The 13,499-nt window shown below is 64.5% G+C and carries 14 protein-coding genes and 1 tRNA gene; 6 read left to right on the top strand and 9 right to left on the bottom strand.

Annotation, left to right across the window (positions count from 1 at the left end; genetic code table 11):
* Positions 1–83 precede the first annotated feature (83 nt).
* From A5636_RS15050 to rplA, 5 genes are all read left to right on the top strand, one after another.
* Positions 84–156, top strand: a tRNA-Trp gene (locus tag A5636_RS15050).
* Between the two features lie 144 nt (positions 157–300).
* A complete protein-coding gene (gene secE / locus A5636_RS15055; RefSeq protein ID WP_065159433.1) occupies positions 301–804 on the top strand; it encodes a preprotein translocase subunit SecE in 504 nt (167 codons plus the stop codon).
* Positions 805–835: 31 nt separating this feature from the next.
* Positions 836–1,555, top strand: a complete 720-nt coding sequence (gene nusG, locus A5636_RS15060; RefSeq protein ID WP_065159434.1) for a transcription termination/antitermination protein NusG — start codon at positions 836–838, stop codon at positions 1,553–1,555.
* Positions 1,556–1,606: 51 nt separating this feature from the next.
* Positions 1,607–2,038: a 50S ribosomal protein L11 gene (gene rplK, locus A5636_RS15065; protein WP_065035454.1), complete on the top strand. Its 432-nt coding sequence runs from the start codon at positions 1,607–1,609 to the stop codon at positions 2,036–2,038.
* A gap of 75 nt (positions 2,039–2,113) precedes the next feature.
* Positions 2,114–2,824 (top strand): 50S ribosomal protein L1, encoded by a 711-nt coding sequence (gene rplA, locus A5636_RS15070; protein ID WP_065159435.1) that lies wholly within the window; start codon positions 2,114–2,116, stop codon positions 2,822–2,824.
* 261 nt (positions 2,825–3,085) lie between these two features.
* On the opposite strand, the gene A5636_RS15075 is transcribed toward rplA, so the two are convergent.
* From A5636_RS15075 to A5636_RS15115, 9 genes are all read right to left on the bottom strand, one after another.
* A complete protein-coding gene (locus A5636_RS15075) occupies positions 3,086–4,309 on the bottom strand; it encodes an RNA polymerase sigma factor (protein ID WP_065159436.1) in 1,224 nt (407 codons plus the stop codon).
* Positions 4,310–4,316: 7 nt separating this feature from the next.
* Positions 4,317–5,012: a YciI family protein gene (locus A5636_RS15080; protein ID WP_065159437.1), complete on the bottom strand. Its 696-nt coding sequence runs from the start codon at positions 5,010–5,012 to the stop codon at positions 4,317–4,319.
* 85 nt (positions 5,013–5,097) lie between these two features.
* Positions 5,098–5,997, bottom strand: a complete 900-nt coding sequence (gene mmaA4, locus A5636_RS15085; RefSeq protein ID WP_065159476.1) for a hydroxymycolate synthase MmaA4 — start codon at positions 5,995–5,997, stop codon at positions 5,098–5,100.
* Between the two features lie 108 nt (positions 5,998–6,105).
* Positions 6,106–6,987 (bottom strand): cyclopropane mycolic acid synthase family methyltransferase, encoded by an 882-nt coding sequence (locus tag A5636_RS15090; protein ID WP_065159438.1) that lies wholly within the window; start codon positions 6,985–6,987, stop codon positions 6,106–6,108.
* 110 nt (positions 6,988–7,097) lie between these two features.
* Positions 7,098–7,973: a cyclopropane mycolic acid synthase family methyltransferase gene (locus tag A5636_RS15095; RefSeq protein ID WP_065159439.1), complete on the bottom strand. Its 876-nt coding sequence runs from the start codon at positions 7,971–7,973 to the stop codon at positions 7,098–7,100.
* A gap of 141 nt (positions 7,974–8,114) precedes the next feature.
* Positions 8,115–8,975: a cyclopropane mycolic acid synthase family methyltransferase gene (locus A5636_RS15100; RefSeq protein WP_065159440.1), complete on the bottom strand. Its 861-nt coding sequence runs from the start codon at positions 8,973–8,975 to the stop codon at positions 8,115–8,117.
* Between the two features lie 89 nt (positions 8,976–9,064).
* Positions 9,065–9,988 (bottom strand): alpha/beta fold hydrolase, encoded by a 924-nt coding sequence (locus A5636_RS15105; protein ID WP_065159441.1) that lies wholly within the window; start codon positions 9,986–9,988, stop codon positions 9,065–9,067.
* Positions 9,989–9,995: 7 nt separating this feature from the next.
* Positions 9,996–11,351, bottom strand: coding sequence for an ABC1 kinase family protein (locus A5636_RS15110; protein ID WP_065159442.1), 1,356 nt, complete (start codon positions 11,349–11,351; stop codon positions 9,996–9,998).
* A gap of 219 nt (positions 11,352–11,570) precedes the next feature.
* Positions 11,571–12,116 carry a DinB family protein gene (locus tag A5636_RS15115; RefSeq protein ID WP_065159443.1) on the bottom strand — a complete coding sequence of 182 codons (546 nt, stop codon included), beginning with the start codon at positions 12,114–12,116 and terminating at the stop codon, positions 11,571–11,573.
* A 196-nt stretch (positions 12,117–12,312) separates the two neighbouring features.
* Between A5636_RS15115 and A5636_RS15120 the strand changes: the two genes are divergently transcribed.
* The gene (locus tag A5636_RS15120) at positions 12,313–13,236 is read left to right on the top strand and encodes an ROK family protein (RefSeq protein ID WP_065159444.1); all 924 of its coding nucleotides are present in this window, start codon (positions 12,313–12,315) and stop codon (positions 13,234–13,236) included.
* Positions 13,237–13,499 lie beyond the last annotated feature (263 nt).

The raw sequence follows: 13,499 nt of genomic DNA on the forward strand, positions 1-13,499 counted from the left end.
GGGTTTTCCCATTACCAGCGCGCTGTCCGTCGGTTCGCGATTGCCGAACGGGGGGCGCGCGAGTCGTGTAAGCCCCGGGTGATAGGGGCGTAGCTCAACTGGCAGAGCAGCGGTCTCCAAAACCGCAGGTTGCAGGTTCAAGTCCTGTCGCCCCTGCTGAAGGGCGTCCGGCGACGATGCAGGCCAGGATGGCCTGAGGAGGAGCCGGACCACGGTCAGGTCGTGCCATGGTGGACACTGGAATGGTGGCCGATCGATCTGGAACGGCTCGCGGATAGTTGACGAACGAAGGAGCATGCGGTGAGCGACGAAGGCGACGTTGCCGACGACGCCACACGCGACGGCGGTGACGCGGAGGACGGCAGCAGCGGCAGTCGGACGGCCGTGGTGACCGAGGCGGCGGCGCGGCCCCAGCGTCCGACCGGCAAGCGGTCGCGGGCACGCGCGGTGCAGGTCGAGGAAGACACCGACGACGAGTCGGTCGACACCGAGGCGGCCGGCAAGGTCCCGGCGAAGAAGGACGCCGCGAAGTCTTCGAAGTCGGCGAAGTCGGCGAAGTCGACGCAGAAAGACAAGGCGAAGAAGCCGCAGAAAGCCGGAACGACCAGTTCGCTCAACCCGATACTTTTCGTCTACAACTACCTGAAGCAGGTTGTAGCCGAGATGCGGAAGGTGATCTGGCCCAACCGCAAGCAGATGCTCACCTACACCTCGGTGGTGCTGGTGTTCCTGGCCTTCATGGTGGCGCTGGTAGGTGGCGCCGACCTGGGTCTGAGCAAGCTCGTGCTGTTGGTGTTCGGCTGAGACTCGAGAGCGATAGAGAGGACTGACTACCGTGACTACCTTCGACGGTGAGTCCGCGGGTGAGGCCGTCGACGTGCAAGACGTCGACACTAAAGATGCCGCTCAGGCAGAGGCCCCCGCTGAAGAAATCGACCCCGCCGCCGCGCTGAAGGCGGAACTGCGCAGCAAGCCCGGCGACTGGTACGTCATCCACTCCTACGCGGGATACGAGAACAAGGTGAAAGCCAACCTCGAAACCCGTGTGCAGAACCTTGACGTGGGCGACTACATCTTCCAGGTGGAGGTTCCCACCGAAGAGGTCACCGAGATCAAGAACGGCCAGCGCAAGCAGGTCAACCGCAAGGTGCTGCCCGGTTACATCCTGGTACGCATGGATCTGACCGACGACTCGTGGGCCGCCGTGCGGAACACCCCGGGAGTCACCGGGTTCGTCGGTGCCACCTCGCGTCCGTCCGCGCTGTCGCTCAACGATGTGGTGAAGTTCCTGCTGCCTCCGGGTTCGGCGAAGAAGGCCGCCAAGGGTGCCGCGAGTACGGCCGCCGCCGCGGAGACCGGTGGCTTGGAACGGCCGGTTGTCGAGGTCGACTACGAGGTCGGCGAATCGGTGACCGTGATGGACGGGCCCTTCGCCACGCTGCCGGCCACGATCAGCGAGGTCAACGGCGAACAGCAGAAGCTCAAGGTGCTGGTCTCCATCTTCGGCCGTGAAACACCGGTGGAGCTGACCTTCGGCCAGGTCTCCAAGATTTAGCCCGCTGGGCATTCGAACTAAAGCAAAACCAGGAAGGAATATCCACAACTCATGGCCCCGAAGAAGAAGAAAGTCACCGGGCTGATCAAGCTGCAGATCACTGCGGGGCAGGCCAACCCGGCGCCGCCGGTCGGGCCCGCGCTCGGCCAGCATGGCGTGAACATCATGGAGTTCTGCAAGGCGTACAACGCCGCGACGGAGAACCAGCGCGGCAACGTCATCCCGGTGGAGATCACCGTCTATGAGGACCGCAGCTTCACCTTCGCGCTCAAGACGCCGCCCGCCGCCAAGCTGCTACTCAAAGCCGCGGGGGTGCAGAAGGGCTCAGCGGAACCGCACAAGACCAAGGTCGCCAAGGTCACCTGGGACCAGGTTCGCGAGATCGCCGAAACCAAGAAGACCGACCTCAACGCCAACGACATCGACGCCGCAGCCAAGATCATCGCCGGCACCGCCCGGTCGATGGGCATCACCGTCGAGTAGTAGTTCGAAAGTAAGAACCGTGGGAGGGCCAGCTTCGGCCCGTTGACCACGAACCCAACCCAGATTGGATTTCCCATGAGCAAGACCAGCAAGGCATACCGCGCCGCCGCCGAGAAGGTGGACCGCAACAACCTGTACACCCCGCTGCAGGCGGCCCGGCTCGCCAAGGAGACGTCGTCGGCCAAGCAGGACGCGACCGTTGAGGTGGCCATCCGGCTCGGCGTCGACCCGCGCAAGGCTGACCAGATGGTTCGAGGCACGGTCAACCTGCCCCACGGCACCGGTAAGACTGCGCGGGTCGCCGTCTTCGCGGTGGGGGAGAAGGCCGACGCCGCGGTTGCAGCTGGAGCCGACGTCGTCGGCAGCGACGACCTGATCGAAAAGATCCAGGGCGGGTTCCTGGACTTCGACGCCGCGATCGCCACTCCCGACCAGATGGCCAAGGTGGGCCGTATCGCTCGTGTGCTGGGTCCGCGCGGCCTGATGCCGAACCCCAAGACCGGCACCGTCACCCCCGATGTCGCCAAGGCTGTTGCCGACATCAAGGGCGGCAAGATCAACTTCCGGGTCGACAAGCAGGCCAATCTGCACTTCGTGATCGGCAAGGCTTCGTTCGACGAGAAGAAGCTGGCCGAGAACTACGGCGCGGCCTTGGACGAGGTGCTGCGGCACAAGCCGTCGTCGTCCAAGGGTCGTTACCTGAAGAAGGTGACTGTGTCGACGACGACGGGTCCGGGTATTCCGGTCGACCCGTCCATCACTCGCAACTTCGCCACGGAGGCGTAGTGAGTGGCGCCGTGAGGCGCCGCGAGTGGAGCCGAGCATCCAGCCCCGAGGCGTAGTGAGTGGCGCCGTGAGGCGTCGCGAGTGGAGCCGAGTATCCAGCACCGAGGCGTAGGGAGCGGCGCCGTGAGGCACCGCGAGTGGAGCCGAGCATCCAGCCCCCAGTGCCCGCGAGTGTGAATTCTGCGACGCTGCGCCCGCGTGTCGCGTCGTGAGATTCACACTCGGCGAGTGGGGGACGCGGCGGGCACCGGGCCGTACGCTTTACCCACCGCACTCGGCGATCCGGCGCCGCAGAAACTCCCGGCCCGGCTCAGAACCGTTGGCTTGCAACGCTATTCGATACCAGCTGGCCGCGTCGGCGAGGCGTCCCGCGCGGCGGAGCAGATCGGCACGCACCGAAGCGGCGAGGTTCGACCGCGCCAGCCGCGGATCGTGAGCGACCTTTTCCAGCGCGGCCAGGCCGACGTCGGGTCCGTCGCGCAACCCGACCGCAAGCGCGCGGTTGACCAGCACCACCGGCGAGTCGGTCAGCTTCAGCAACTGGTCGTAGGCCGCGCAGATCGTGGTCCAATCGGTCTGCTCCCATGACGGTGCGGTGGCATGGACGGCAGCGATCACCGCCTGCGGCAGATAGGGGCCGGTCGATCCCTGCGCCTGTCGCAGCCGAGCCAGTCCTTGGTCGATCCGGTGTCGGTCCCAACCGCGGCGATCCTGCTCGTCGAGTGGGACCAGCTCCCCGGCCGCATTCACCCGGCTCGTCCGTCGCGAATCGTGCAGCAGGATCAAGGCCGCCAAGGCATAGGAGTCCGGATTCGGCATCAAGGTGCACATCTCGCCGGCCAGCCGCACGCCCTCAGCGCAGAGTTCGTCGCGAATAGCCGACGGGCCCGCCGTGGACCAGTAGCCCTCGGTGAACACCGAGTAGATGCAACTCAACACATGCGGCGTGCGCTCGGCCAGCAACTCGGCGGGAGGAACCCGCAGCGGGATGTTGGCATGGCGAATCTTGTTCTTGGCCCGAGTGATCCGCTGCCCGACCGCAGCCTCTGAGTGCAGCAACGCGCGAGCGATCTCGGCGACCGTCAACCCGGAAACCAGCCGCAGCGTCAACGCTAACTGGGACTGACGGTCTAGCGCCGGGTGTGCACAGGTGAACATCATCCGAAGCTCGTCATCGCGAACGGGATGCGGTTCGCTGGCATCTGTGCGGGCCCGAATTTGGTCGACGTAGCCGTTCATGGCCGCCAATTCCTTTCCGGGACGAATGGTTTCCCGGCGCAGCCGGTCCCTGGCACGATTGCGCGCGACGGTCAGCAGCCATGCGCCGGGATTCATCGGTACGCCGTCGCGAGGCCAATGGCGAAGCGCCTCGGCGCAGGCCTCCTGGACGGCGTCCTCGGCAACGGTGAGGTCGCCCGACCACCGCGCGAGCGCGGCGACGGTGGATCCCCATTCACGCCGGAAGACGCCTTCCAGGTCCGACATCGGCAGATTAGAGTCCCGAGACGCCCGCCAGCTGTCGCACCTCGACAGTGGAAGCCGGAATCATCGACGCATACTTGACCGCCTCATCGCGGTCGCGGGCGTCGAGCACGTAGAAGCCGTTGGCCACTTCAGCACCCTCGGCGTACGGCCCGTCGGTGATCAGAACCTCTCCGTCGCGCACCCGGACGGTGGTTGCGGTGGACGGTTCGTGCAGGGCCGCTCCGCCGACGATGCGGTCGCCGGCCGCGGTGGCGAACTCCCCGTGGCGCGCCGCGAGCGCGTTCCATTCCGGGCTGCCGGGTGGTTCCGTGTTCGATGGCGGCTCGAGCAGCAGCGCCAGCCAATGGGTGCCTTGGCGTCGCGTCGGTTCGAAAGATCCGAACATCGGCCACACCTCGACAGCCCCGAAAGCGGCTACCGGGATGTCGCGCGCCAACGTCAGCGCCTCGTCCAGGTTTTCGGCTTCCAGGACATAGAAGCCACAGGCAACTTCGGCGGATTCAGCGAAAGGGCCGTCGGTGACGACGGGTGCGTCGGGGGCGCCGGTGATGAGCGCTGCCGTCGTGGCGGGCCCCAAGGCGTCACCCGCTCGGAGCGCGGAGCCCGCTGCCGACTGGAAGCGCTGAAACGCCTCCATCGCAGCCTGGCCCTCCTCGGGCGTGCGATCGCTCTCCGCGCTGATCAATAAGGCGAAATACTGCATGTTTCGTCACCTCCGGTAGCGAGCGAAGCCGTTTGCTTCACTCTCTACTTATCCGACGAACGGCGCAGCGCCGAGCCGACAGCACCTAGGCGGCGGCACCCGACTTCAGATAGGTCACCAGGCTGACGTCGAGCATCTCGTCGGTGAAGTAGTGTTCGCAGCCCCGCAAATACTTCATGTACCGGTCATAGACCTCGACCGAGGTCACCTCGATGGCCTTGTCGCGGTTGGACTCCAACGTGTCGCCCCAGATGTGCAGAGTCTTGATGTAGTGCGGACGCAACGAAAGCGGCTCGGGGACAACAAAACCGGCCTTTTCACCGTGCTCGACCATCATCTCGGTGGTCGGCAGCCTGCCGCCCGGGAAGATCTCAGTGACGATGAATTTGATGAACCGGACGGTGTCGAAGGTGATCCGCTTGCCGCGGGCCGCCATGTCGTAGGGGTGATAGCTGACGCTGCTCTGAATCGTCATCCGGCCGTCCTCCGGCATGATGTCGAAACACCTCTTGAAGAAGTCGTCGTAGTTCTCATGGCCGAAGTGCTCGAAAGCCTCGATGGACACAATCCGGTCCACCGGTTCGTTGAAGTCTTCCCACCCGTGCAGCAGTACCCGGCGCGAGCGATCGGTGTCGATGGCCTCCAGCACCTGCTGCGAACGGGCGTGCTGATTCTTGGACAGGGTCAAGCCGATGACGTTGACGTCATACTTCTCGACGGCCCGCTTCATCGTGGTGCCCCAGCCGCAGCCGATGTCCAGCAGGGTCATGCCGGGCTTGAGGTCCAGCTTGTCCAGATTCAGGTCGACCTTGGCGATCTGGGCTTCCTCTAGGCTCAGCTCCGGCGGCTCGAAGTACGCGCAGCTGTAGGTCCGCGTCGGGTCCTGGAACAGGGCGAAGAAATCGTCCGAGACGTCGTAGTGCGCTTGGATGTACTCGAAACTCTTGGGACGAGTCCTCGTCGGGCTAGGCGTTTTCTCAGCCATTGTCTTCTTGTTCTCCTGAATGGTGTTCACAGCTCATACGCACGCACGAACCGTCGGCCTGCCTGCTCAGCCCTACGAAGTCTCGCGATGTCGCAACGGCAGCAAAGTCTACTTGGTGAGCGTGAAATGGTGGCAGTCGATGTAGCCGATCCGGAACGACTCCGCCGAACCGGTCAGGTACTTCATGTACCGGTCGTAGATCTCTTCGGACTGAATCGCTATGGCCTCGTCCCGGTGCGCGACGAGGGCGTCAGCCCACAGGTCCAGGGTTCGGGCGAAATGCAGTTGTAGCGACTCGAGGTGGCTTACCGAGAAGCCCGCCTTGGTTGCGTGCTCCTCGACCTTCTCCACCGACGGCAGCCGGCCGCCGGGAAAGATCTCGGTAACGATGAACTTGATGAACCGCGCCATCTCGAAGGTCACCGGCATACCGCGCTCCACGATCTGCCCGCCGGTCAGGCCCGTGATCGAGTGCAGCAGCCAGACGCCGTCCTCCGGTAGAGCGTTGTAGACGAACTTGAAGAAGTCGTCGTAGCGCTGAAAACCGAAGTGCTCCAACGCCTCGATGGTGATGACGCGGTCGACCGGCTCGTCGAACTCCGCCCAGTCGCTCAGCAGCACCCGGTGGGAGCGATTGGTGTCGACCTGGTCGAGCAGCTGCTGGCAGTACGCGTGCTGGTTCTTCGACAGCGTCACCCCGATGACGTTGACATCGTATTTTTCGAGGGCGCGCTTCATGGTCGAGCCCCAACCGCAGCCCACGTCGAGCAGGGTCATCCCGGGCTCGAGCCCGAGCTTGCCCAGCGCCAGGTCCAGTTTGGCGAGCTGAGCTTCCTCCAGCGTCATGTCGTCGCGTTCGAAGTAGGCGCAGCTATAAGTCCGGGTGGGGTCGACGAAGAGGGCATAGAACTCGTCGGAGATGTCGTAGTGTGCCTGGACATCCTGGTAGTTTTCCCGCCTGCTCCGGGCGCGAGTCAGGTTGTCAGACATGCGTCCTCCCAATAGGACAGCTCACCCCCCCGCGAGGTGACTACCCCCGGCACCCTACACGTCCTGGGGTGCATCCTTCGCATTTGAAGCCGCTGATGCGGGGCTTTTCTTTAGCTGCGCGGTTGCTTTTCCAGGGTGAACTGGTTGACGTCGATGTAGCCCACCCGAAACGCGTCAGCGCAGCCGGTGAGGTACTTCATGTAACGCTGGTAAACCTCTTCGGACTGGATCTCGATGGCCTCGTCGCGGCGCGCCTCCAGGGCTTCTGCCCACAGGTCCAGCGTCCGGGCGTAGTGCGGTTGCAGCGACTGGCGACGGGTCAGGTGGAAACCCGCTTTGGTCGCGTGCTCGTCGACCTTCTCGATGGACGGCAGCCGGCCGCCGGGAAAGATCTCGGTGACGATGAACTTGATGAACCGGGCCATCTCGAATGTCAGGGGCATGCCCCGTTCGATCATCTGGTCCGGGATCAACGCGGTGATGGTATGCAGCAGCATGACGCCGTCGGCCGGCAGCACCCGGTGCGCCAGCGCGAAGAAATCGTCATAGCGGTCGAAACCGAAGTGCTCGAACGCACCGATCGACACAATGCGGTCAACGGGCTCGTCGAACCGCTCCCAGCCCTCCAACAGGACCCGACGGCTGCGCTGGGTTTCCATCTCGTCGAAGGTTCTCTGCACGTGGTCGGCTTGGTTCTTGGACAGGGTCAGGCCCACGACGTTCACGTCGTACTTCTCGACGGCGCGGCGCATCGTGGCGCCCCAGCCGCAACCTACGTCGAGCAGCGTCATTCCGGGCTGCAGGCCCAGCTTGCCCAGCGCCAGGTCGATCTTGGCGATCTGCGCCTCTTCCAGCGTCATGTCGTCACGCTCGAAGTAAGCGCAGCTGTATGTCTGGGTGGGATCGAGGAACAGTCGGAAGAACTCGTCGGATAAGTCGTAGTGCGCCTGCACATCGTCGAAGTGCGGCTTCAGCTTGTCAGCCATGCCTGGTGTTGCCTTTCCGGACCACAAAGCCCCACGGTTGCATGCCCAAACGCGTCAAATGTCCCCCGTGCATGCCTGCAGGCAGACTATCTGATGCAGCGTTGCATCACTAAACTGCGACGGCGTATGGGCTGGTGAGAACTATTTCGTCAGGGTGTATTGGGCGACATTGGAAATGCCTTTGCGGAACAGGTTCGCGCAGCCAGTCAGATAGCGCATGAAGCGGTCGTAGACCTCTTGGGACTGGATTTCGATCGCCTTTTCCCGGTTGGCCTCCAGATTGGCCGCCCACATGTCCAGCGTCCGCGCGTAATGCGGCCGCAGGTATTGAATTTCATCGACCGAAAACCCGCTGTTCTTTGCGTTGTCGATGATGTCGACTTCGCCGCACATGCCGCCGCCCGGGAAGATCTCGGTAGCGAGGAAACGGAAGAAGCGCAGGTCGCTCATCGTCACCGTGATGCCGTGGTCGCGCCAGTAGGTCTGTTCGTGGGTGAAGATGCTGTGCAACAGCATCCGGCCGCCGTCGGGAAGCATGTCGTAGGAACGGTCGAAGAACAGCGGCCAGCGTTCCTTCTTGAATGCGTCGAAGGCCTCGAAACTGACAATCCGGTCGACCTTCTCGTCGAACTCTTCCCAGCCCTGCAACCGGGCCTCGGCGCGACGGGTGGTCGGAATCTGAGCCAGCCTGGTCTTACTGCGCTCGTAATGGTTGCGGCTGAGGGTGATTCCGATGACATTGACGTCGTACTTCTCTACCGCGCGAACCACCGCACCGCCCCACCCGCAGCCGACGTCAAGCAGCGTCATTCCGGGTTCGAGGTTCAACTTGCCCAGCGCCAGATCGAGCTTCGCCAATTGTGCCTCTTCGAGTGTCATGTCGTCGCGCTCGAAGTAGGCGCATGTGTAGACCATGTTGGGGTCAAGGAACAGGCCGAAGAAGTCGTCGGAAATGTCGTAGGTCGCCTGCGACTCTTCGTAATACGGCTTTAGCTCGGCCATGTCAGAAAAACCTCCAGTGTCAAACGGTAGCAATTTCCCTGATTGCGCGTGTCGGTGGCGGCCCAATGATAAGGGAGACATCGTCGTACCTAATGTTGAGCGCTACTAGCCGCGGCGAAGTTGCTCCTGAGTTCGCTGATTACCTTATCCCACAACTGTTTCGGCAGGTCATGTCCCATACCGTCGACCAACACCAGTCGCGCTCCGTCGATCGCCCGGGCAACTGCGCGCCCGCCGAAGGGGCGCATCAGCTTATCGGCGCGTCCGTGGATCACTACCGTCGGTGCAACGATGCGCCGATCGTATTGCAGCAGGCTGCCACTTCCCAATATTGCGCTGAACTGCTGAGAAATGCCCCACGGATGGAAGTTTCGATCGTAAGCCTCGGCAGCTTCGGCGCGCATCTGCTCCTCCGGCGTCGGATAACCCGGGCTTCCGATGATCTTGCTGACCCGAACCGAGTTGTCGATGATGACTTCGCGCGGCGAATTCGGCGGCGGGCCCTTGATCAGCGACAGCAATGCCCGCGGGGCCGGCGGCGGCAGGAACCTGTGATTGTTGCTGGAGAAGATCACCGCCAGCGACTTCGTCCGCTCGGCGAATCGCGCTGCGAAAACCTGCGCGATCATCCCGCCCATCGAGGCGCCGACGATGTGCGCCTCCTCGATGTCGAGGTGGTCCAGGATCGCGGCCGCATCATCGGCGAGATCCTCCAGCGTGTACGCCGCGGGGCTGGGTAGGCCGAGCCAGGATCGGGCCAGGCGCATCACCAACGGCTGCGGGGACCGATAGCGCTCGGTCTTGGTCGACAGGCCCACGTCGCGGTTGTCGTAGCGAATGACGCGCAGGCCCTGACTGACGAGCCGCTCGCAGAACTCGGTCCGCCACAGCAGCATCTGAGCGCCCAGGCCCATGATGAGCAACACCGGCGGATGGTTCAGGTCGCCCATGTCCTCGAAGTACAGCTGCACGTCACCGGACGCTGATTGCGCATAGCCACTACGAACTTCCACGCGAGTCTCAGACCTCCACATCCGATTGATGCTCCCGGCTGACCTCCACCATGAAGTTGGCGAAGTACCCGGTGAGCTGCGGGTCCGACATCATCTGCCACTTCGGCGCCAGCAGCTTCATGTACCGCTCGACGTAGAGAAACTGTTTGCCGATCAACACCAGCTCGCGCGGCAGCTTCACGTCGTAGGCATCAGCCAGCGCCGACAGCTGCCGGCCGATGTCGGCATAGGACATGTCGCCCAGCGACTGCATGGTCAGCGGGGTGGCGAACTTCTCCAGATCCTTGGCGGCCTGCGCCTCGGGCTTCATGGTGCCGACCGCGCCCATCAACACGACGATCTTGCCCGCCGCGGCGTGATCCTTCTTCACCAGCAGCGCGTAGACGAGCTCGCGCAGCAGCCAGCGGGTCCGCGGATCGATGCGGCCCATGATGCCGAAGTCGAAGAACACGATGCGCCCTTCGGCGTCCACGTAGAGATTGCCGGCGTGCAGATCGCCGTGGAACAACCCGTGCCGCAGCCCGCCCTCGAACACGCTGAACAACAACGCCTTGACCAATTCGGTGCCGTCGAAGCCGGCCTTGCGGATGGCCACTACATCGTCGATGCGGATGCCGTGCACCCGTTCCATCGTCAGCACCCGCTCGCTGGTGAAGTTCCAGTGCACCTGCGGCACCCGGATGTTCTTGCCCAGCGGTGACGTGTGCAGGTGGGCGACCCAGGCGTCCATCGACTGCGCCTCGAGACGAAAGTCCAGCTCCTCGGCCAGGTTGTCGGAGAAATCGGCGACTACGTCCTGCGCCGACAGCCGGCGGCCGAGCTTGGCCAGCTCGACGGCTTGCGCGAAGCGCTGCAGGATCTGCAGGTCGGCAGCGACCCGGCGCCGGATTCCCGGGCGCTGGATCTTGACCACGACCTCCTCGCCGGTTTTCAGGGTCGCGTAGTGCACCTGGGCGATGGACGCCGAAGCGAACGGCTTCTCGTCGAAGCTGGCGAACAGGTTCGCCGGCTCATCGCCGAGTTCCTCGACCAGCAACTTGTGCACTTCGTCGGTGTCGGCAGGCGGGACGCGGTCCAGCAGACCCCGGAATTCGCGCGACAGCGATTCACCGAACGCGCCGGGGCTGCTCGCGATGATCTGGCCGAACTTCACATACGTCGGTCCCAGGTCGGCGAACGTCTGGGGGATCTCCCTGATGATCTTCTGCTGCCAAGAAGAGGCGAAGCCTTTGCCCGGCAGCTTCGTCACCACCCGGGCGGCAGTGCGGGTGACCTGCCAACCGGTGACAGCTACCCGGGCCGCCTCGACCGGCAGCGGCACCCGGTCGAGCTTGGCCACATCGCGGTGTTTGGTGGAACTCATTCGTGCAGTGTGCCAAATTCGGGGAGGCGATTCCCAATCTGAGCGCGATTGACGTGACCTCCCTCACGTGCGGAAATCGGGCCGCCACGACGTCAACCACGGCGGGGATTCCCAGTTTGAGGGCTGCGATCTATTCGTACGCGGCCGTGGGGCCGGGCGCTTTTTCGGATTAGGGCCGGGCGCTTTTTCGGATACGGGCGGAGTGATGGCCGGTGTGTTTCAGTCCTTGCTGGTGTGCAGGTGGTTATGCAGGTGGTTATGCAGGTAGAGGTCACGCAGGCACGCGATTTCGGCGCCGTGGTGGATCGCCTCCCGATTGATGTGCAGCACCAGTTCACTGAGGGCATAGTCGGCGTAGGGGCCTTCGGCCGGACCGCACGGACGGCTCAGGTCGGCGGCCGCCAAGGATCGCACCCCGCCGATCCAGGTCTCGTAGACGTTGTCGAGTTGTCGCAACGCGGTAGCGGCGTCAGTGGCATAGGGCCAACTCTGGTAGTCGGCGGGCGGCGCGCCGAAGTGGCTGTGGTTGCGCATGGCGAACACGCCGACGATGACGTGCGCCAGACGCCAGGCGATCGTCGTGAAGGGCACCGGCTCGGGCGGCGGGTAACTGAAGTCCACGGAACCGTCCGGATGCACTGTCCAACAGTTGGGCACCGGCTGCCAGAAGTATTCGTCGTCGGTCAGCCCGTCCAGGCGCGGTCGCAGCTGGCCGCGCCAGTGCACGTCGAGTTGGTCAGTCAACTGGGTCGTCAGATCGCTCATGACGGCCACCCTGCCAGCAATGGCGGACAGTTTCGGGCCTGGATCTGCGGCACACTGTTCCCGTGTCCGCGACAACGAGCCGGGGCCTGCCGCGTCGAGCCCGACGGGGCTTTGCGTGGTCACCGCCGGTGCTGACGATGCGGAGAGGTCGGTGCCCCGACGGCCCGGTCCAGCCCGATAACACCCCCCAACACTGATGCTTACTCTCTGTCTCGACATCGGCGGCACCAAGATCGCGGTGGGTCTCGCCGATCCCGCCGCCCTCGCCGACCCCGCCCGCACTCTGGTCTATGACGTCACCGTTGCGACGCCGTCCGGCGTTGCGGCCGAACAGGTCTGGGACGTGGTGTCCGCGATGGTCGCCGATGCACTTCGCGCCGCGGGCGGCCGGGTCACCGCGGTGGGGATCGCCTGCGCCGGACCCGTCGACCTGGCCAGCGGCACCGTCAGTCCGGTCAACATCCCGGCTTGGCGCCGGTTCCCATTGCGCGACCGGATCGCCGAGGCGGTGCCCGGCGTGCCGGTACGGCTGGCCGGCGACGGTGTGTGCATGGCGGTCGGAGAGCATTGGATCGGTGCGGGCCGGGGCGCGGGTTTTCTGCTGGGCATGGTGGTTTCGACCGGCGTCGGGGGAGGCCTGGTGCTCGACGGCGCTCCGTACGACGGCCGCACCGGCAATGCGGGTCACGTCGGTCACGTCGTCATCGACCCGGATGGTTCGCGCTGCGCCTGTGGCGGGCGCGGCTGCGTCGAGACCATCGCGTCCGGTCCCTCGATGACCCGTTGGGCGCTTGCCAACGGCTGGACCGCGCCGCCCGGCGCCGGAGCGAAGGAACTCGCCGCGGCGGCGGCGAGTGGAGATGCGCTGGCGTTGCAGGCATTCGGGCGTGGCGCTCGAGCGCTGGCGGCGATGATCGCTTCGGTGGCTGCGGTGTGCGACCTGGATCTGGTGGTGATCGGCGGCGGGGTGGCGAGGGCCGGCGGACTGCTCTTCGACCCGCTTCGCGCGACGCTCGCCGATTACGCCCGGCTGGATTTCCTGGCCGGACTGCGTGTGGTGCCGGCCGAACTAGGCGGTGAGGCCGGTCTGATCGGCGCGGCGCGGCTTGCGGGTCTTTAGCTCGAGTTGCTGAGGGGTTGCGGGGGCGCTTCTGTGGTGAACACGCGTCGAGTGTGCACCGTACGACGCGACACGCCGCAAGGACGTCGTTCAGTTCACACTCGGCCGGGCATTTCGCGCCGCCGGCGCCGTTTTGGCTGATCGAGTGACCCCAGGCTATTGTGGTGGCCGATCCACCGAAGACCGTCGGTCACCGAGCAATCGGTTGAAGGTCCGGGAGCACTCCCGGCGGCCCACGCAGGAGGACGAGGCATCGCCGCCGG

The sequence above is a fragment of the Mycobacterium asiaticum genome, assembly GCF_001673315.1.
Classification (GTDB): Bacteria; Actinomycetota; Actinomycetes; order Mycobacteriales; family Mycobacteriaceae; genus Mycobacterium; species Mycobacterium asiaticum_B.